The sequence below is a fragment of the Paenibacillus radicibacter genome (assembly GCF_024721995.1).
GTDB lineage: Bacteria > Bacillota > Bacilli > Paenibacillales > NBRC-103111 > Paenibacillus_AM > Paenibacillus_AM radicibacter.
This window is the reverse complement of record NZ_JANQBC010000007.1, coordinates 89,473-107,975: the sequence shown is the minus strand read 5'-3', so window position 1 is coordinate 107,975 and position 18,503 is coordinate 89,473. Positions and strand designations below refer to the sequence as shown.

Sequence of the window (18,503 nt, the reverse complement as noted above, 5' to 3'; positions counted from 1 at the left end):
CAAAGACATTCAATAATGGAGAGCTTTAAAGTAATACAGAAATGAAGCGCTTGCGAAATATATCTGATTTTGATGAATTATGATGATAAATAATTTTAATTTTTTTATCATAAATTGTAAGCCACAAACAAATGGCTGCCCTCCCATGCACGGAAGGCAGCCACAAGTCATTTTCTATGAAATACAGACTAATTACTTTTAACTACTTTCTTGCGACCAGTTAAACGGAATACTTGCTCCAGTACAATACAAGTTACCATACCCATAATAAGTCCATTATTAGCAACCGTCCGAAGTAGTCCTGGCAAATGTCCAATTGCAGATGCCGGTATAAACATACATCCAATCCCGATCATAAGTGATGTACCCAGAATAAATTTATTGTTATCATTCAGTTCAATGTTGCTGTATTCTTTCAGTCCCAATGCGAACATCGAAGCAAATGGAACGAATATCGTTGCATATCCAACTGGCATCGGAATTGAGGAGAAGAATGCAGTAAGCGGCGGGAAGAAGCTAATTCCCATCATAAACACACTCGCAATGATAAACGGCAGACGTTGGAAAATCCCTGTTGTCAGGATAAATCCTGCTGTCCCTGAGATCGGTACACAGCCCATCGCCGAGAATACGCCGCCAAGTACGCTGTTCACACCCATGATTGCTGTTGTACGGTTATATGGGATTGGCTTTACGTCGCCGCCCTTACTTTTCACCACATCTGCTGTGACCTTAATGCTCGTAATCATGTTCGTTAAAAGCAACAAGCTAATGAAGATTGAAGTAACCAGAATACCCGAATCAAAGACCGGCATGCCCCACTCGAATGGCTTCGGTGCGGAGAATACGGTGCTTACAGGTGTTTGTGGCTGACTGACACCAAATAGGATAAACAAGATCCAACCCATTGCAAGACTAAGTAAAATCGAATTGTTCCGGAAGAATGTAATTTTCACTCGTGGCAAGATCATCGCTATAAATAGCGTTAGTATGGACGGAACGGCCACATGTAAATTCACTTCTGTTGAATCTAAATAACCAATCCCCATCATGCCTTTCATGAAGGAACCACTTAACTGTGCGACAAGTAAAATCAAATAAGTACCAACAACAAGCGGAGTAAATAATTTCGTGATCTTCTCTGTCCATTTAAAAAGAGCTACGATCGCGAACAATACACCCGCAATGATCATCCCCATCTCAAGCTGTTGCAAGCCCGCAGATAGCCCAAGCGTACCGGATGCAATTAAACCTGCATAAACGGTAAAAACACCCCACCAGAGCCCGGCAGGGTTTTCCATAAGAGGTAAACGATGACCGAATACTGTCTGTAATAAACCTGAAATACCAATAAGTAAGAATGTGCGTTGCATCAAGCTGGATATTTCCTCAGGCGGCAATCCAAATGCATGCCCTGCTGCGATTGGTGCAACCAAGCTACCTGCCAGAATGAATACAACCCATTGGAATGAAGAGAAAAATACTTTCATGAGTTGTCGCTCCTATCTTTGTTACAAAACTATCTCATTGTAGAGGAACTGGAGCCTCTTGTAAATAACAATAATAAGAAGGATATCACAATAATGCAGCCGCACCATGCCCATGCAAGCTGCATTTGACCTGTTTCAACGGCTACATAAATCGCAGTTGGGATCGTCTGTGTTTTCCCCGGAATATTGCCTGCAAGCATTAATGTTGCACCAAATTCACCAAGACCACGAGCGAATCCAAGAATGAGTGCGGTCAGAAGTGAGCGTGATGCAAGCGGCAGCATAATCCACCTTAACACTTGCCATTCACTCGCACCACTGGAACGCGCCGCTTCCATATAGCTTGAATCAATGGCTGCAAAACCATTCTTCATTGTCTGATATACAAGCGGGAATGCCACCACGACCGCTGCGATCACCCCTGCCCACCAAGTAAATACAACGGGTTGGTTAAACACCCATTCGATAGCCTGGCCGATTGTACTTTTTCTTCCTAATAACATAAGCAAAATAAAACCAACAACCGTTGGCGGCAGAACGAGTGGCAGCATAAAGCACGTTTCAACCGCCGTTTTCCCCCAGAAGGATTTACTGCTCATCCACCATGCAGCAAATCCACCCATAACAAACACAATAACAGCAGATAAGCCTCCAATTTGTAAGGACAGTAGGATTGGCTTTAAGAAGGATCCCCAGTCCATCATTTATTTCCCTGGAATAACGAATCCATATTTCTCAAACACTTGCTGTGCAGGTTTACTTTGTAAAAATTGAATCCAAGCTTGCGACTCCTTCACATGCTTAGAACCTTCTACTATTCCTATTGGATACTCAATCGGCTTATGACTGCCAGCCTCTGCCGTAAACGCAACCTTCACTTTATTCGAAATTCGAGCATCTGTCTTATACACGAAACCTATGTCTACGTTACCGCTCTCTACATAAGTCAACACTTGGCGAACGTCTTTGGCAAATACCATCTTCGCGTTAAGACTTTCCCATAGACCATTATGTACGAGCATTTCCTTCGAATAGCTGCCAGCTGGCACTGCTTCTGGCTCACCTAATGCAAGCTTCTGAATATTTGCCTTGCTTAAGTCTTTTGCCGACTGCAACTGTAAGCTCGATTCCGATGGAATAACAGCTACCAACTCATTGTTCACGACATTTGCAACATATTGACGATTCATCAAGTTTTTACCCACTAGTGCGTCTACTTGCTTCTTCCCAGCCGAGAAAAATACATCAACTGGTGCACCTTGCTCAATTTGTTGTTGTAAACTGCCTGATGCACCAAAGTTAAAAGTGAGTTTAACATTCGGATGTTCCACTTCATACAACTTCTGAATTTCATTAAGACTATCTGTTAAGCTCGCTGCTGCTGAAATCGTTAACTCAATCTTGGGCTCATCCTGCTGCTTCGCACCATTCGAACAACCCGCTACTAATGCCAGTCCTATAATTAAAGCAAAAATAAATCTAATCTTTCTCATTTATTTCTCTCCCCTTATAAGTAACTATCTTTTCTTCACAAAAAACCGCCGACCATAATCGACGGTACTTGCTTGCCTCTTATTTTTTTAATAAATCATCATCATTCTTGCCTAAGATTTGCGTCAGTTCTTTTAAGAACATATTAATATCCTTGAATTGACGATACACCGATGCAAAACGGATATAAGCCACTTCATCTACCGGATACAATTGTTCCATGACAACTTCTCCAATAGCCCGCGCTTCCACTTCTGCTAGTGCGGTTGTGCGAAGCTGCAGCTCGACTTCAGTCACTACTTTCTCTAAGCGTTCCATCGATACCGGTCTTTTCTCACAAGCACGAATTAATCCGCGGAGCATCTTCTCGCGCGAAAACTCTTCCCTGGACCCGTCCTTCTTAATGACGATTAGCGGCGTTTCTTCAACCGTCTCAAATGTTGTGAATCTTTTTAAGCATTTTTCGCATTCTCTGCGGCGGCGAATAGACTTATTCTCGTTCGCAGCTCTAGAGTCGAGTACCTTCGTACCCGAATGATCGCAATATGGGCATTTCATATGACTTCACCACCTTAATAATTGTTCGAATTTGCCAATTATAACTTGTAATGAACTTTGAAAAAACGAGCATAATAGATTTACCAACCAAGAGGAGGTGAACACACATGGCAGGTAACAACACTTTGGTCGTTCCTCAAGCTAACGCAGCTTTGGATCAAATGAAATATGAAGTAGCTCAAGAGCTAGGTATCGCTATCCCTCAAGATGGATACTATGGCAACATGGCTACTCGTGACACTGGTTCCATCGGTGGTAACATCACTAAACGTCTAGTCCAAATCGCTGAACAACAATTAGCAGGACAAAGCCGTTAATTCACCAACGATACTTCAAAAGTAAGGGGTGCTGAAGGAAACTTCAGCACTTCTTGCTATACCTATTGGGTCAAGCTGTGTACCAGCTCTCTCCATAAAGTTTATAATATTTATGATAATAGTACAAAACTCTTTGAACAAAATGTCTGGTCTCCCCATAAGGAATTTGCACCGAATTTTTCTCTGTACCATCCCAAACACCGTTCATGATCCATTTCTTCACATTACCTTGTCCAGCATTATAAGCCGCGACTGCCATTACCATATCACCATTATATTGATTGAGCAGGAAGTTTACATACCAAGATCCCATCTGAATATTAAAATCGGCATCCATCACCTTGTCCATCGAACCGGAAAGCCGACCAAATTCATTAATCCACTTTGCGGTCTCTGGCATAAGCTGCATGAGTCCAAGTGCACCCTTCTTGCTCGTCTCATTGGGCTTATAATTACTTTCCACACGGATGATTGCCGCAACTAGTAGAGGATCAACATTGTAGGTTGTAGCATGCTTCTTAATTTCTTCTTTATAATGAATCGGATATAACAAGCTAGAGAACACATCAGAGAACACAAACATCGTAAACGTAATAATGAGCAGCAGCATCGCGAAGAATCGTTTCTTTCGAAAAAAACTCATCCGCCTTCGATTCCTTTCCAAAAGGTTTCGATCTGCTCTTCTGTTGCTGCGATTGTACCACGATTATCAATAACGATATCTGCACGCTGGCGCTTCTCTTCAATGCTCATTTGAGATTGAAGACGGCTCTCTGCCTCTTCTAGACTATAACCATCTCGTGCCATCAAACGCTCTACTTGTAATTCCCTTGGGATATAGACGACCATAACCTGATCAACAATAACCTCATACTGGGATTCATAGAGTAGAGGAATATCGACGACTACCAGCTTGTCCGGATTAGCAAGCTGCTCTTCCGCGAGTCGACTCTTGATCCTCGCTCGAATGAGGGGATGCAGGATCGCATTTAATGCGAACCGCTGCTCCTCATCACCGAATATTAGGCTGCCAAGTGCTTTTCGATTCAATGTATAATCTTCTTGTAAGACTTCCGGGCCGAAGTGTGCTGTTATTTGCTGCAAACCAGGTGTTCCGGGCATGACTACCTCACGGGCAATCACATCTGCATCAATTAGAATAGCTCCAAGCTGTACGAGCTTCGCAGCTACTGTACTTTTCCCACAAGCTATACCGCCGGTAAGTCCGATGTTCATTACTTCTCCCCCTTACATCCTACAATAATTTGATGACTCCCATTATGATGAGTACGCATCCAGGCAACAATGACATTTTACGAACCCAAGCGAGGTCAGCGAACTTCAAGCCAAAATGAAGACCAAGCGCAATAAACGTTCCACTTGATAGGGCGATGACAGTTGCAGTTAATGCAGGTGCAAACCCGATTAATGCTGCGCCAATTCCCGCGCCGAATGAATCAAGGGACAATGCTAAGCCTAGAAACACAGCTTCTGAAGCCGAAATGGAGCCCGATTTATCAATATCTGCTGCCGCTGGAGTTCGAAGAATTTGAATGACAAGCCCGAATCGACGTAATTCAATGTTAAGTATTTCTTTAACGGTGGAAATCGTACTTTCTTCATTTTCACTTTTTTGAGCGATTGTATCTGATGATGATTCTTTCGAATCATGATTCTTCTGCATAAAAAGTTGAACAAGTGCCCAGACACCAATACCGATCAGGATGATTGCTCCAACCCGACTTGACCATGCTGGACTCAAGAATGAAGATAACCACTGTCCAATTCCCATCGACATGTAAATAATAATTCCTGAGAAACAGGAAATAATCGCGACTGAAAGTAAACCAATTCGAATTCTACGTAATCCATACATCATACCTACGCCAAAACCGTCAAGCGAAACGGCAATAGCCAGAACCAGAAGTGATAAGATAGGCAGCATAGATAAATCCCCCTAATAGAAAGCATTTCGAAGCATTTCTATCTATCATATGGAGGGGCATCTGTCCATGGTGCCTATTTCACGATTATTTCTGGCAGTTTGTACAAATATGTGTGCCGCGACCCGCGACAACGAATTTCGTAATGGGTGCACCACACTTCTTGCAAGGTTCGTCTTTACGCCCGTAAATTTTGAACTGATGCTGAAACATCCCCATCTCACCTTGTCCATTCACGAATGATTTAATGGAGGAACCACCAACTTCGACAGCGGTTGTTAGCGTGTCAATAATGGCTGTGTACAAAGCCTTCAGTTCAAGTTCAGCTAAAGATTTGGCTTCCCGCTCCGGATGAATGCCTGCTAAGAATAGCGACTCGTCCACGTAAATGTTACCAATACCAACGACACGCTCCTGGTTGAGGAGTAGCGGCTTGATCTTGGTGGATCGATTCGCAATCGCTTTGTGGAAAACTTCGAATGTAAACGACTCGTCCAGTGGTTCTAATCCCAGTTTATTAAGCGGAGGCTTCACTAATTCCTCCCCTTTGGGAAATAAATGCATGGTGCCGAATTGGCGTACATCTTTATATCTCAGCTCGGTTCCGTCGGTGAATGTAAACAAGACATGAGTATGGAGTTCAACTGGCTCCTGTTTATCATACAAGCCATATCTACCTTCCATACGCAAGTGAGACACGAGTACGAAATCTTCAAATACGATGCGAAGAAACTTGCCTCTGCGACCGACTTCTTGGATGGTCTGTCCTTCAAGGAGTGCTGCGAATAGAGCTGGATCGTCCGGCAGTTGGATGATACGGTTCAGACGCACATCGACGGATTGAATGGTCTTGCCAACGACAAGTTCGGTGAGTGTTCTTCGTACGGTTTCGACTTCGGGTAGTTCGGGCATGGGATTCTCACCTTTCGTTCAATAGCGGTTTTGCGAAAATATAGTCACTGCGTAAAAAGAGGTACTTCCGGTCGCTGTCTCAATCGTGAATTTTGAATTGATTACATGGTAGTTTCACGATTTCAAAGGCGAGCACTTCGTTCCTCCAGTACCTCTTTTTACTCCGTTTTACTTTTAGCGCATGGCATAATTCACTCAATTTCACTAAATCCAATAATCTCACATCAATATTATAAACTTAACATTTTCTAATCACAGAACATGAAATTACTTCATACATCTTCATTTTCACTTCAAAATAATTCAATAACCCAACGGTCTCAGCGCCGAGATTACTTCGCTTCGTACCAGTTCATTCCGAAGCTGACGTCGGCTTTGAGAGGGACGTCAAGTTTGAGGGCAGATTCCATAACCTCTGGAACGAGTTGCTTCATGCGCTCAAGTTCGTGCGGTGGTACTTCGAATACCAATTCATCATGTACTTGAAGCAGCATGCGAGATTCGAGTCCCTCTTCGCGTAGTCGTGCAGCCATATTGACCATGGCAAGCTTGATGATGTCAGCCGCTGTACCTTGGATTGGTGTATTCATAGCCGTACGCTCTGCGAAGGAGCGAAGGTTGAAGTTAGATGCATTGATTTCAGGTAAGATACGGCGTCTGCCGAGCATTGTTGTAACATAGCCATTCTTGCGAGCTTCGACTACGACGTCGTCCATGAATTTGCGAACACCGCCGAATACAGCGAAGTATTGTTCGATAAATTGCGCTGCATCTTTACGTGTGATGTTCAAGTTCTGAGACAAACCATAATCAGAAATACCATATACGATACCGAAGTTTACTGCTTTGGCAGAACGGCGCATGTTGGAATCAACTTGCTCCTGCGCTACACCGAATACGTCCATCGCGGTCTTCGTGTGAATATCTAAATTGTGTTGGAATGCTTCAATTAATTTCGGATCTTGGGAAATATGTGCGAGTACACGCAGCTCAATCTGCGAGTAGTCCGCTGCTAAGATCGACCAACCTGGTTCAGCAGGCACGAATACTTTACGAATTTGACGACCTTCTTCCATCCGAATCGGGATGTTCTGCAAGTTCGGGAATTGAGAAGATAGACGTCCCGTTGCTGCAATCGTCTGTCTGTAATACGTATGCACTTTACCCGTGCTTGAACGTACCTCTTTAAGCAAGCCTTCTACATAAGTAGAAAGAAGCTTGGACAATTGACGATAGTGCAAGATATTCCCGATTGCGTCGTGATAAGGCGCAAGTCGCTCTAGCACTTCCGCATCTGTGGAATATCCAGTCTTGGTTTTTTTCTGAACCGGTAAACCTAACTTTTCAAAAAGAACTTCACCCAACTGCTTCGGCGAGCTGATGTTAAACTCTGTACCTGAAAGCTCATAGATGCGGTTCATGATCTTGTCCAGCTCAGCAGCGAAGCCATCGCCGAGCTGTTTCAGAGCAGCCGTATCGACCTTGATACCCTGCTGCTCCATTCCTGCGAGAACGCCGGTCAGCGGCAGCTCAAGCTCATGGAACAGCGCGCCCATGCCGCTGTTTTCGAGCGCCTCACCCATCGGCCCTGCCAGATGGGCAATGACCTGCGCCTTGCGACACAAGTGTGACGCAAGGGCTGACTCTTCCGGCAAGCGGAACTTCGCTCCCTTGCCGTAGACATCTTCGTCGGCACGTAAGCCTAGCGTGCCGTAGCGTGCTGCCATGCCGCTAAGCGATAGACTCGACTCTGTCGGGTCGAGCAAATAAGCGGCAAGCAGCACATCCTGCGTCACGCCTCGAAGCGTGACGCCGTGCCAGTGCAAGGCGATGTCCGCACGGTGAAGGTCGCAGACGACCTTCTCCACACTTGCATCGCCGAGCCAAGCGCGCAAGCTTTGCGCGCCCTCTCCTTCGCCGCTAAGCGCAGCGAACGGAACATAATAACCCATCGCCGCCGTGTGCAGCGCGGCGCCGATCACTTCCCCGTGGTGAGGGTTGTCCCCAACCACCTCGATATGTAACGCTGTAACTTGCGGCAGCGCCGCGATCAGCGCTTCGTAATCCTTTTCGCCGGATACAATTGTCACTGGCAACTCTTCAACGCTATTTAATGAAGCTTCTTGATCGGAGTCTGCAAAATCCAGCTTCGCTAAGAGCGATTTGAACTCCAGCTTACTGAACATATCCTTAAGTGCAGCCCCTTGATATCCCTCGAACTTAAGTGTCTCCCACTCCGATGTCATTGGCACTTCACGGTAAATCGTTGCCAGCTGCTTACTCATTCGAGCATCGTCTGCGTGCGCAACGACCTTCTCGCCAATTTTACCTTTGATCTTATCCGCATGTGCGAGCACTTCTTCAACAGTTCCATACTCATGCAAGAACTTCAGTGCTGTTTTCTCTCCCACACCCGGAATACCCGGAATGTTATCTGAGGTATCACCCATGAGACCTTTAAGATCGATAATTTGGTTTGGAGTTAAACCATACTTGTCCTGAATTTCCGCTGGACCGAAGCGATCCACTTCTGTAATCCCTTTGCGCGTAATCGCAACCGTTACATGGTCGGAAGCCAGTTGAAGCATATCCTTATCCCCTGATACGACAAGCACTTGCTTACCTTCCGCATCTGCAATGCGAGTTAACGTACCAATAATATCATCAGCTTCAAAACCATCGAGCTCAAATTGCTCAATGCCAAAAGCCGTAATCAGCTGCTTTAATACAGGGAATTGCTCCGAAAGTTCAGGCGGTGTCTTCTGTCTTCCACCCTTGTATTCGGTATATTCCTTATGTCGGAATGTCGCTTTCCCCGCGTCAAAAGCAACAAGGAAATGCGTAGGTTTTTCTTCTTCTATAAGTTTCAACATCATCGTTGTAAACCCGAACAAGGCATTCGTATGTAGACCACTTGAGTTGCTGAGCAAAGGCAGAGCAAAAAAGGCACGATATGCAATACTATTTCCATCAATGATGATTAATTTTTCCATTAGGAGCACCCCAATTTTTTCATACTAACTCCATCATAGCATAGCTGAACTAAATCCCAAAGCAGACATTGATACAGGGCATTCCTCATAAACATAAGGTATGGAAACATATTTCGGTTCAATATAGAGGAGGAGCTTCGATGGGCCCCTTTTTTACCCAGAGCGGCAAAAAAGTGATTTTTTTTGATATGAACAATACGCTCGTGGATCGTCGCAAATGCTTCGATATGGCGTTTCATGAGGTATTGCAAGATTTTACAGGCAGGTGGAAGGAAGGGAATGTGAGCTGGAGCCCAAGCGATGTGCTGCAAACCTACAAATTAGAATGGAGCAAACATCGTAAAACCCATGTGAAAGGCTCCTCTCAAGCTGAAGATTTACGAATGCAATGTTTACGTAAAGCGCTCGAACCCTATTCTTTTAAACTAACCCAAACCTTCATGAAAGCTTTCTTTGATTCCGTGGACGATGCAGAGGAGAGCTATGTTACATTATTCCCTGGTGTGGATGATACCTTACGTACCCTCTCTGAAAAATACACTTTAGCCATCATCTCCAACGGTTCCCGCAAACGGTTGGAGAAGAACTGGAGTCAGCTCAAGCTTGGTAAATGGTTCACACATGAACGCCTATTCTCCTCGCATCAAGATGGATTTCGCAAACCTCACCCAGCTATATATGAAAGTGCAATGAAAACGATGAATTGCACCCCCTCACATGCGATCATGGTCGGCAACTCCTGGAAGAATGACGTGCTTGGCGCGACCAAGTGTGGAATGGACGCCATCTGGATACACCCGAATCATATGAAAAAGATTTCCCAGCGTAAGATCGGTAAACAGCGGGTCATCATCATTCGCGCCCTCCGTCATTTAACACAAGTTCTATAAGTTTTACACTCCGTTAATAATCCGTTGGTATGGAATTTACATTTCATTGCTAAGATAACCCTTGTAAACAAAACACAAGGGGGAACATTCCAGATGTTCAAACAATCCAAAGTATTCGCTATTTCAATGAGTATCGTATTATCCATGGGTTTACTTGCAGGCTGCGGCAACAAAGAAGAAGCTAAGACAGGCAACAGCACGACTACTACTCCTCCTGCTAAGACAGAAGAAATTTCAGGTACAGTAACTGCTTCAGGCTCCAGCGCACTTCTACCACTTGTGAAGCAAGCAGCAACAGAATTCCAAGATAAGCACGCAAAAGTAACAGTAAACGTAACAGCAGGTGGTTCTGGTACAGGACTTAAGAACGTAGCAGACGGCACTTCCAACATTGGTAACTCCGACGTTGAAGCTGGTGATGAATATAAAGACAAAGGTTTGGTTGATCACATCGTAGCAATCGCACCATTCGCACTAATCGTAAATAAAGACGTTAACATTGAGAACTTAACGAAACAACAAGCAGCAGACATCTTCACTGGTAAAATTACGAACTGGAAAGAAGTTGGCGGCGCTGACAAGAAGATTACACTTGTTCACCGTCCAGACAGCTCTGGTTCCCGTAAGCTTGTGAAGCAAGTTGTACTTGGTAGTGCAGACTTCTCCAAAGACGGTATTACACAAGAAAGCAGCGGTGCAATGAAAACTGCTGTTGCTCAAACTTCCGGTTCCATTGGTTATGTAGATGCACCTTACATCGACGCTGAAGTAAAAGCATTGAAATTCGATGGCGTTGCTTACGCTAAAGAAACAATCAAAGACGGTTCTTACAAATTGTTCGGTATGGAGCACATGTACACGAAGGGTGAAGCAACTGGTGCAGTTAAAGCATTCATCGACTACATCCTTAGCCCTGAATTCCAAAGCACACGTGTAGAAGAACTTAAATTCTTACCAGCTACTTTCTTGAAAAAATAAATCGTTCTAATTAAAAACAACTTCCCTTTCGGAAGTTGTTTTTTTTCGTGAATATATGTAGACATCATGTACATACAATTATATATTTTTCTAGGAAATCAGTTTTTTGCACATGACGGAGGCATTATGACGATATTAGCCGGTTTTATTTTTCTTCTTACCTTAACATTTGTAATTTGGCAGCCTAAAGGCTTGAACATCGGTTGGTCAGCAAGCGCTGGAGCTATACTTGCCCTTATTTGCGGCGTTGTCAGCATCCAAGATATTGCCACAGTAACAGGAATCGTCTGGAATGCGACACTCACTTTTGTTGCGGTCATTATCATTTCTCTAATTCTCGACGAAATTGGATTTTTCGAGTGGTCTGCCTTGCATATGGTTCGTATCGCCAAACGTAACGGGAAGCTCATGTTTGTTTATGTTCTTCTGCTTGGAGCTGCTGTTACTGCCCTTTTTACCAACGATGGCGGTGCATTAATCTTAACCCCGATCGTACTAGCCATTGTTCGAGCCTTGCGATTTGACGAGAAGACCATTCTTCCCTTCATCATGGCAAGCGGCTTTATCGCGGACACAACTTCACTCCCTTTTGTCGTGAGTAATCTCGTCAATATCGTATCTGCCGACTTTTTTGGCATTAGCTTTGTGAACTATACCGTAGTTATGTTCGTCGTCAGTTTATTTTCTCTTGGGGCAAGCATGCTTGTTTTGTACCTATTTTTCCGCAAAAATATTCCGCATCACTATGAGCTTTCACAATTAAAGAAGCCAGCTGATGCGATCAAAGACCCTAAGATGTTCAAACTTTCTTGGGTCATCCTCGGTGTGCTATTGGTCGCTTATTTTACAGCTGAATTAATTCACACTCCCGTATCGATCATTGCAGGCATAATTGCAATCATCTTTATCTTATTTGTACGTACAAGCAAGGCAATTGAAATTAAGAAAGTCATTCGGAATGCTCCTTGGGCAGTCGTCATTTTTTCTATTGGGATGTATGTCGTCGTTTATGGTTTGAAAAATGTCGGGTTAACCGATGCACTTACAGGCATCATTAACACTTTTGCAGACAAAGGACTTTTCGCAGCTACGATGGGCATGGGATTCTTAGCCGCATTTCTCTCTTCATTCATGAACAACTTACCTACTGTCATGATAGATGCACTAGCCATTCAAGCAAGTACGTCCGAAGGCATCATTAAAGAAAGTTTAATCTACGCCAACGTCATCGGCTCAGATCTTGGTCCGAAGATCACCCCAATCGGCTCACTCGCCACTTTACTCTGGCTGCATGTCCTATCCCTTAAAGGCATCAAAATCACCTGGGGCTATTACTTCAAAGTTGGCATCGTCTTAACAATTCCAACATTATTCATCACTTTGTTAGGCCTATATCTCTGGCTAATTGTTATTCGTTAGTGAAGTTGAAGCGAAGCTTAAAAGTTTTATTGTTTATGGTTTATCCGGTAGGAGCCGCGGCGAGAATCGCCACGGCTCCTTTTTTGCTGCCTCGCAGCCAAAAAACATTTTGAAGATGGGTAAAGAGTTATCTATGTCCTGGAGAGAGTAAGCGGTCCGATCTCGAAAATATGTCCCTACTTTCACAACCAATCTAATCAAAGGGACATATTTGCGGGCAGAGGATGGAAGGATATAGATAACACGTCGCCGATACCACTGCAAAATGTTTTTTTATCAATCTTTTTACACTGAGTTTACAAAACCTTAAAATCACGTTTACAAAAGTATTCTATGATGAATTTGATTCACTCCATTAAAAACAAGCAAAGGGGGATTCCGGGTTGAACTCATTCTCAGCATCCAATAACCAGCAGGGAACCACCGCGAAATCCAATCACTCAAAATCACAAACTCGATATGACCAAATCATGCGATACATATTTATTGGTAGCGCAATAATCGTATCCGCAGTCATCTTCTCCATCATCGGATTTGTCGGTATACAAGGAATCAAGACATTTCAAGGTGTTTCACCATGGGAGTTTTTCTTCTCAACCAATTGGAATCCAACCAACAATGAATTTGGTGCTTTCCCGTTTATATTCAGTACAATTCTTCTAACCTTGTTCTCTATCGTGCTTGCCGTTCCTCTCGCTGTATCTGGTGCTGTATTCATGGCAAAAATTGCACCGAAGTGGGTACGCTCAATTCTGCGTCCAGCTACAGACTTATTCGTCGGCATTCCTTCTGTCGTATACGGTCTAATCGGACTCACGGTCATCGTACCTTTCATCGGTAAAGTCGTAGACGGAACAGGATACGGTATTTTGCCAGCAGGAATTATCCTTGCCATTATGATTTTGCCAACGATCCTATCCATCTCGGAAGATGCGATACGCGCTTTGCCTCCAAGACTAGAAGAAGCATCTCTAGCACTAGGAGCAACAAGATGGCAGACAATCTGGCGTGTCCTATTGCCAGCAGCTAGACCGGGTATTATTACAGGTACTGTTCTTGGTATTGGACGGGCAATCGGTGAGACAATGGCAGTATTCATGGTCATCGGTAACTCTCCACAATTGCCGAAATCGTTAATTGATTCCACAACAGTGCTAACAACAGCCATTGTTAAAGATATGGGTAATACGAATTATGGTACGACTTGGAACAATGCGCTTTATATGATGGCACTCTTACTCCTACTTATGTCTCTAGGGCTCATTATTATCATCCGTGTCGTTGCTAAAAGGAGTGAGCTGAAATAATGAATAAGAATAAATTAACAGATCGGATTGCGACCGCTTATTTTTGGGTAACGGGTCTAATCATCGCTTTCATTCTAGCGTGGTTCTTAATACGTATTCTTGGGGACGGACTTCCCCATATCTCATGGAAATTCTTAACTACCAAATCACAAGACATTATCGCTGGCGGCGGTGTTGGACCCCAATTGTTCAACTCCTTCTATATTTTGTTCCTATCCTTGGCTTTTTCCTTGCCAATCGGTATTGGAGCTGGGGTGTATCTCGCAATCTATGCTCGTAAAAATAAATTTACCGATCTCATTCGGATATCAGTTGAAGCTTTATCATCTGTACCATCGATCGTATTCGGTTTGTTCGGCTTCTTGATTTTCGTTAACCTAATGGGACTTAAAATTTCAATTATCAGTGGTTCACTTGCCTTATCCTTATTGAACTTACCCGTTCTCGTTCGTGTTACAGAGGATTCTCTACGCACAGTGCCTGAGTCCTATTGGGAAGCGAGCCTAGCATTAGGTTCGACCAAATGGCAAGCCATTCGTAAAGTCATGTTGCCTGCTGCTCTACCCAACCTCATTACAGGGATTACGCTTGTAGCAGGACGCGCACTTGGTGAAACCGCCATCTTAATCTATACAGCAGGTTTATCGACATCTCGTCACTTCCCGGATTTCAATCCGATGGCAATGGGTGAAACGCTTGCGACTCACCTATGGTACATCCAGTCCGAAGCGATTGTTCCTGACGCGAAGCAAATTGCGCAAGGTAGTGCCGCGCTACTCCTTCTAGTCGTATTAGTCTTTAACTTACTCATCGTCATTCCTAGTCGCATCTACCAAAGAAGACTATCGGGAGGTAAATAATTATGTCCATTCAAGTCAAAGATCTGAACTTATTTTACGGGGATCATCAAGCCCTTTATGATATTAACTTAAACATTCCAGACCAATCGGTAACCGCACTAATCGGTCCATCCGGTTGCGGTAAGTCCACGTTCTTACGTACAATCAATCGCATGAACGATCTTATCGATAACGTTAGAATTACAGGTGCTGTGAACGTTGACGGTCACAACATTTATGATACAGATACAGACATCGTGTCCCTTCGCAAACGCGTCGGCATGGTGTTCCAACGTCCGAATCCTTTTCCAATGAGTATTTATGACAATATTGCCTATGGTCCGCGTATACATGGTATTAAGAAGAAAGCTGTTCTTGATGAACTTGTAGAGCGCAGCCTGAAGCAAGCAGCGCTATGGGACGAAGTAAAGGATCGCCTCAATAAATCAGCACTTGGTTTATCTGGTGGTCAGCAGCAGCGTCTATGTATCGCCCGATTGTTAGCGGTTGAGCCTGATGTTCTCCTTATGGATGAACCTACATCTGCACTTGACCCGATCTCAACGTTAAAAGTCGAGGAACTTACTCAAACACTTAAAGATCGCTATACGATCATCATCGTGACACACAATATGCAACAAGCCGCGCGTATTTCGGATACAACTTCGTTCTTCCTAAATGGCGTACTTGTTGAAACCGATCAGACAGATAAAATCTTTACAAATCCAAGCAATCAGAAGACCGAAGACTACATTACAGGTCGATTCGGATAATTAAGGAGGATCTTTCATGGATAACAGATCTTTATTCCATCAAGCTGTAGCTGAATTACAAGCTCAACTGCTTGATATGGCTAGCCACGTTCAGCAATCCATTCATCAAGCAGTGGATGCTCTAGCTAGACTTGATGCAGAACTTGCTAAGAAAACGATCGCACATGATGATGTCATCGATCAAATGATGCTCGACATTGAAGAAGCTTGCGGCCGCTTAATCGTACGCCAACAGCCAATGGCTTCGGACTTACGCATTATTCAAACCGCACGCAAAATTTCAACTGATCTAGAGCGTATCGCTGACCACGCCGTTGATATTGCGAAGATCGTGCTTCGCATAGCGGATGAACAACTTGTTAAGCCACTTATTACAATTCCACAAATGGCGCAAATCACGATTGATATGCTGCAAGACAGCTTAAATTCATACACGCAGCGTGATGTGAACTTAGCTGCATCCCTTGCAGAGAAAGAAAATCAAGTCGACCGCATTTACGCAGAAGTGCTTCAAGAGCTCATCATGATGATGGGCAATGACTATACGCGTAACCGTCAACTGTCCCACTTAACCTTTGTCGTACACTACTTAGAGCGCGTAGCCGATCATGTGACGAACATTGGTGAAGACGTGATCTACATGCTGACAGGTAAACGCAAAGACTTGAACATCTAATCTGACAGCTATCTACTATAAAGCCGTTTGATCACTCTTAAGTAGAGCCGATCAAGCGGCTTTATTTTTTTACAATTTGTTAACAAATCTCAACATCTCCGCTAACCTTCACTCAGTACGATGGAAGAGAAATCTTACATAAAGAAATTACATAAGGGGGAATCTGCTTCGTGCTTTTTTACAAAAACACCTTAAAAGCCCGAATGATATGGAGTTCATGTTTCATCTTACTCATCATGGGTTGTGTTAGCTTGTTCAATCGCAGTCAAATTCTTAATCTGCACAGTACGATGGGACTGCAAAATTACGAGAATAGCAAGCAACAGCTTGTGATGGATCTGAAAGTAAAAATGAACGAGCTTGAAACAATTAAGAGCACAGTCATCATTACAAAAAATACCGATCACTCCACTAAATTTGCAGAAACCAAGACGAAGATCGAACAATTAATTGAGCAGATTGCACAGACGACATCTACGCCCCAAGAGAAGAACATGATCGCTCAATTAAAGGATAACACGAACGAATATACCGCTACATTTGATGCGGTTAGCCGAATTTTGAAAAACCCATCACTTACCGCTTTAGACAAAGATCGCGCACTCGAAAGCAACTTCAATCTTGCTCAAATTCATAAAGACTACTTTTTTCAAATGGTCGATAAATTTTATGCAAATTATGAAGAGTCCGCTCAGCAAGCGAAATTAGCGTCTGAAGAGACCGTGAAACAGGCTTTATATTTTGCAATGATTGCCTTTATTCTCGTCATGCTTGTATCGAGTAGCATTACTTTCCTACACATTCGTGCATTCATGCGACCGATTCGGCGCATACAGACGGTTGTTAGACAGATTGCTCAGGGTGATCTCACCAAGCAAATCAATAACAACTCCAAGGATGAACTCGGTGACCTCTCTCGCAGTTTTGATCAGATGATTGTTCAGGTACGTAGCATGTTAAGCCACACGCAAGTGATTGCTTCCTCTTTATCGAATCATGCACAAACGTTTCATCAATTTTCTCGGGGCACAGCCTCTGCCAACGCTGATATTGTACGAGCCATCCAAGAAATTTCTGTTGGAACGGATCAACAAGCACAGCATACGGAACTTACATCCCAGACGATTACAGACTTGCAACATGACATCCATAACATGACCGAATTTGCACTAGACATGCGCCAGAAAAGTGAGCACGCCATTGTTACAACCGAGCACGGCTCAGTGTCAGTCAAACAGTTGGAACAGTCCGCTCTAGAGTCTAAACGACACTTACAACAAGTGATGTCCGTGATGGAGACGCTTCGTGCTTCATCCTCTCAAATCGAACTCATTATAGGGACAATACAGAATGTGTCCACTCAGACTCAAATCTTATCACTTAACGCTGCAATTGAAGCTTCTCGGGCGGGTCAACAAGGCAAAGGTTTCTCTGTTATCGCTGAAGAAGTACGCATTCTCTCGATGCAAACCAAAGATTCATCCCAGACAATCGCCGACATTGTTCAGAATTTACAATCACATGTACATGAGCTATCGCAGACGTTTGAAGATGCCGAACGGGCTGTATACACCCAGCAAACCCATGTCCATGACTCTCTACGCTCATTTAGCGCGATTGAGCAGGTCATGAATGGTATGTCACAGCAAATCGAGAACATGCAACAGCGCACGGAACATGTTCAGATGAAGAATAAATCGATTGTCGAAGCGATGGTACAAGTTGCAGGTATTTCCCAGCAAACCGCTGCAGGCGTTGAAGAAGTCAACTCCACTTCTTGCGAGCAAGATGCGGCCATCCGCCAAATCGCTGAACAAGCTGAGGATATTTCCTCCTTATCTGCACAATTGTTTGATGAGATCAATAAATTTACGATTGTGGAGACGTCAAAGAAGCTGCAGTAATCACTGCAGCTTT

Annotated in this window: 18 protein-coding genes; 9 read left to right on the top strand and 9 right to left on the bottom strand. The window is 43.8% G+C overall.

Translation table 11 applies throughout. The features are described from left to right. Window positions 1-188 precede the first annotated feature (188 nt). The 4 genes from NV379_RS13935 to nrdR form a co-directional block, all read right to left on the bottom strand. Window positions 189-1,490 (bottom strand): purine/pyrimidine permease, encoded by a 1,302-nt coding sequence (locus NV379_RS13935; RefSeq protein ID WP_258207929.1) that lies wholly within the window; start codon window positions 1,488-1,490, stop codon window positions 189-191. 29 nt (window positions 1,491-1,519) lie between these two features. Beyond that, on the bottom strand, window positions 1,520-2,194 hold the full coding sequence (modB, locus tag NV379_RS13930) for a molybdate ABC transporter permease subunit (protein WP_373426115.1): 675 nt from the start codon (window positions 2,192-2,194) through the stop codon (window positions 1,520-1,522). Further along, window positions 2,195-2,983: a molybdate ABC transporter substrate-binding protein gene (gene modA, locus NV379_RS13925; protein WP_258207927.1), complete on the bottom strand. Its 789-nt coding sequence runs from the start codon at window positions 2,981-2,983 to the stop codon at window positions 2,195-2,197. It lies immediately after the preceding gene. Window positions 2,984-3,062: 79 nt separating this feature from the next. Then, window positions 3,063-3,539, bottom strand: coding sequence for a transcriptional regulator NrdR (gene nrdR, locus NV379_RS13920; protein WP_258207926.1), 477 nt, complete (start codon window positions 3,537-3,539; stop codon window positions 3,063-3,065). Window positions 3,540-3,646: 107 nt separating this feature from the next. On the opposite strand from nrdR, the gene NV379_RS13915 reads away from it, so the two are divergent. Then, the gene (locus tag NV379_RS13915; protein WP_258207925.1) at window positions 3,647-3,856 is read left to right on the top strand and encodes an alpha/beta-type small acid-soluble spore protein; all 210 of its coding nucleotides are present in this window, start codon (window positions 3,647-3,649) and stop codon (window positions 3,854-3,856) included. Window positions 3,857-3,926: 70 nt separating this feature from the next. Here the strand turns inward: NV379_RS13915 and NV379_RS13910 are convergent, their stop codons facing one another. The 5 genes from NV379_RS13910 to polA all read right to left on the bottom strand — a co-directional run bounded on the left by NV379_RS13910 (window position 3,927) and on the right by polA (window position 9,704). Next, window positions 3,927-4,499: a lytic transglycosylase domain-containing protein gene (locus tag NV379_RS13910; RefSeq protein ID WP_258207924.1), complete on the bottom strand. Its 573-nt coding sequence runs from the start codon at window positions 4,497-4,499 to the stop codon at window positions 3,927-3,929. Beyond that, window positions 4,496-5,092: a dephospho-CoA kinase gene (gene coaE / locus NV379_RS13905; RefSeq protein WP_258207923.1), complete on the bottom strand. Its 597-nt coding sequence runs from the start codon at window positions 5,090-5,092 to the stop codon at window positions 4,496-4,498. The genes NV379_RS13910 and coaE overlap by 4 nt, the downstream gene beginning before the upstream one ends. A 19-nt stretch (window positions 5,093-5,111) precedes the next feature. Next, window positions 5,112-5,801 carry a sporulation membrane protein YtaF gene (ytaF, locus tag NV379_RS13900; protein ID WP_258207922.1) on the bottom strand — a complete coding sequence of 230 codons (690 nt, stop codon included), beginning with the start codon at window positions 5,799-5,801 and terminating at the stop codon, window positions 5,112-5,114. Window positions 5,802-5,886: 85 nt separating this feature from the next. Beyond that, window positions 5,887-6,711 carry a DNA-formamidopyrimidine glycosylase gene (gene mutM, locus NV379_RS13895; RefSeq protein WP_258207921.1) on the bottom strand — a complete coding sequence of 275 codons (825 nt, stop codon included), beginning with the start codon at window positions 6,709-6,711 and terminating at the stop codon, window positions 5,887-5,889. 332 nt (window positions 6,712-7,043) lie between these two features. Next, the gene (gene polA / locus NV379_RS13890) at window positions 7,044-9,704 is read right to left on the bottom strand and encodes a DNA polymerase I (RefSeq protein ID WP_258207920.1); all 2,661 of its coding nucleotides are present in this window, start codon (window positions 9,702-9,704) and stop codon (window positions 7,044-7,046) included. A gap of 140 nt (window positions 9,705-9,844) precedes the next feature. On the opposite strand from polA, the gene NV379_RS13885 reads away from it, so the two are divergent. The 8 genes from NV379_RS13885 (at window position 9,845) to NV379_RS13850 (ending at window position 18,490) form a co-directional block, all read left to right on the top strand. Next, window positions 9,845-10,594: an HAD family hydrolase gene (locus NV379_RS13885; RefSeq protein WP_258207919.1), complete on the top strand. Its 750-nt coding sequence runs from the start codon at window positions 9,845-9,847 to the stop codon at window positions 10,592-10,594. 93 nt (window positions 10,595-10,687) lie between these two features. Continuing rightward, window positions 10,688-11,572: a phosphate ABC transporter substrate-binding protein gene (locus NV379_RS13880; RefSeq protein ID WP_258207918.1), complete on the top strand. Its 885-nt coding sequence runs from the start codon at window positions 10,688-10,690 to the stop codon at window positions 11,570-11,572. Between the two features lie 126 nt (window positions 11,573-11,698). Then, on the top strand, window positions 11,699-12,991 hold the full coding sequence (locus NV379_RS13875) for an arsenic transporter (protein WP_258207917.1): 1,293 nt from the start codon (window positions 11,699-11,701) through the stop codon (window positions 12,989-12,991). Between the two features lie 470 nt (window positions 12,992-13,461). Continuing rightward, window positions 13,462-14,298 (top strand): phosphate ABC transporter permease subunit PstC, encoded by an 837-nt coding sequence (gene pstC, locus NV379_RS13870; RefSeq protein WP_258207916.1) that lies wholly within the window; start codon window positions 13,462-13,464, stop codon window positions 14,296-14,298. Beyond that, the gene (gene pstA, locus NV379_RS13865; protein WP_258207915.1) at window positions 14,298-15,158 is read left to right on the top strand and encodes a phosphate ABC transporter permease PstA; all 861 of its coding nucleotides are present in this window, start codon (window positions 14,298-14,300) and stop codon (window positions 15,156-15,158) included. The genes pstC and pstA overlap by 1 nt, the downstream gene beginning before the upstream one ends. A gap of 2 nt (window positions 15,159-15,160) precedes the next feature. Continuing rightward, window positions 15,161-15,910, top strand: coding sequence for a phosphate ABC transporter ATP-binding protein PstB (gene pstB / locus NV379_RS13860; protein ID WP_258207914.1), 750 nt, complete (start codon window positions 15,161-15,163; stop codon window positions 15,908-15,910). 16 nt (window positions 15,911-15,926) lie between these two features. Then, complete coding sequence (phoU, locus tag NV379_RS13855) at window positions 15,927-16,586, top strand: phosphate signaling complex protein PhoU (protein WP_258207913.1); 660 nt, start codon at window positions 15,927-15,929, stop codon at window positions 16,584-16,586. Window positions 16,587-16,756: 170 nt separating this feature from the next. After that, the gene (locus tag NV379_RS13850; RefSeq protein ID WP_258207912.1) at window positions 16,757-18,490 is read left to right on the top strand and encodes a methyl-accepting chemotaxis protein; all 1,734 of its coding nucleotides are present in this window, start codon (window positions 16,757-16,759) and stop codon (window positions 18,488-18,490) included. Window positions 18,491-18,503: the final 13 nt, after the last annotated feature.

Excerpts from the sequence above, each read along its gene's own strand:
- NV379_RS13935 (WP_258207929.1), bottom strand. The coding sequence starts at position 1,490 with ATGAAAGTATTTTTCTCTTCATTCCAATGGGTTGTATTCATTCTGGCA.
- modB (WP_373426115.1), bottom strand. The coding sequence starts at position 2,194 with ATGATGGACTGGGGATCCTTCTTAAAGCCAATCCTACTGTCCTTACAA.
- modA (WP_258207927.1), bottom strand. The coding sequence starts at position 2,983 with ATGAGAAAGATTAGATTTATTTTTGCTTTAATTATAGGACTGGCATTA.
- nrdR (WP_258207926.1), bottom strand. The coding sequence starts at position 3,539 with ATGAAATGCCCATATTGCGATCATTCGGGTACGAAGGTACTCGACTCT.
- NV379_RS13915 (WP_258207925.1), top strand. The coding sequence starts at position 3,647 with ATGGCAGGTAACAACACTTTGGTCGTTCCTCAAGCTAACGCAGCTTTG.
- NV379_RS13910 (WP_258207924.1), bottom strand. The coding sequence starts at position 4,499 with ATGAGTTTTTTTCGAAAGAAACGATTCTTCGCGATGCTGCTGCTCATT.
- coaE (WP_258207923.1), bottom strand. The coding sequence starts at position 5,092 with ATGAACATCGGACTTACCGGCGGTATAGCTTGTGGGAAAAGTACAGTA.
- ytaF (WP_258207922.1), bottom strand. The coding sequence starts at position 5,801 with ATGCTGCCTATCTTATCACTTCTGGTTCTGGCTATTGCCGTTTCGCTT.
- mutM (WP_258207921.1), bottom strand. The coding sequence starts at position 6,711 with ATGCCCGAACTACCCGAAGTCGAAACCGTACGAAGAACACTCACCGAA.
- polA (WP_258207920.1), bottom strand. The coding sequence starts at position 9,704 with ATGGAAAAATTAATCATCATTGATGGAAATAGTATTGCATATCGTGCC.
- NV379_RS13885 (WP_258207919.1), top strand. The coding sequence starts at position 9,845 with ATGGGCCCCTTTTTTACCCAGAGCGGCAAAAAAGTGATTTTTTTTGAT.
- NV379_RS13880 (WP_258207918.1), top strand. The coding sequence starts at position 10,688 with ATGTTCAAACAATCCAAAGTATTCGCTATTTCAATGAGTATCGTATTA.
- NV379_RS13875 (WP_258207917.1), top strand. The coding sequence starts at position 11,699 with ATGACGATATTAGCCGGTTTTATTTTTCTTCTTACCTTAACATTTGTA.
- pstC (WP_258207916.1), top strand. The coding sequence starts at position 13,462 with ATGCGATACATATTTATTGGTAGCGCAATAATCGTATCCGCAGTCATC.
- pstA (WP_258207915.1), top strand. The coding sequence starts at position 14,298 with ATGAATAAGAATAAATTAACAGATCGGATTGCGACCGCTTATTTTTGG.
- pstB (WP_258207914.1), top strand. The coding sequence starts at position 15,161 with ATGTCCATTCAAGTCAAAGATCTGAACTTATTTTACGGGGATCATCAA.
- phoU (WP_258207913.1), top strand. The coding sequence starts at position 15,927 with ATGGATAACAGATCTTTATTCCATCAAGCTGTAGCTGAATTACAAGCT.